This is a genomic window from Rhizobium phaseoli (assembly GCF_010668805.1).
Lineage (GTDB): Bacteria > Pseudomonadota > Alphaproteobacteria > Rhizobiales > Rhizobiaceae > Rhizobium > Rhizobium phaseoli_A.
In genome coordinates this window covers 1-388 of record NZ_WUFT01000149.1, presented here as the reverse complement: position 1 = coordinate 388, position 388 = coordinate 1, and the positions used below count along the sequence as shown (strand labels likewise).

1 pseudogene is annotated in these 388 nt (G+C 59.3%); it reads left to right on the top strand.

Annotation, left to right across the window (positions count from 1 at the left end):
- Positions 1-388 (top strand): annotated as a pseudogene (locus tag GR197_RS31805) (transporter substrate-binding domain-containing protein); the annotation flags it as partial.

Here is a 388-nt window from a genome sequence, read left to right as displayed (position 1 = left end):
ACACTGGACCGGCAAAAGCGGGCGTTCTACACGGCCGCGTATCAGGTGGACGGAAAGTCGCCCATCGTGCGTTGCGAGGACGTCGACAAGTACCAGACGGTTGGGCAGATCGATCAGCCGTCCACTCGGGTGATCTTTAATCCGGGCGGCACCAATGAGCGGTTCGCGAAGCAGTTCCTCCCGCATGCAACCCAGGTTGTTTATCCGGACAACGTGACGATCTTCAAGCAGATTCTCGCGGGCAAGGCGGACGTGATGGTGACGGACGCGTCTGAAACGCTGTTGCAGCAGAAGCTCAATCCCGGGTTGTGCTCGGTGCATCCTGACAAGCCGTTCCAGTACGGAGAAAAAGCATGGCTGGTGCCGCGCGGCGATGTAGTGTTCCAGC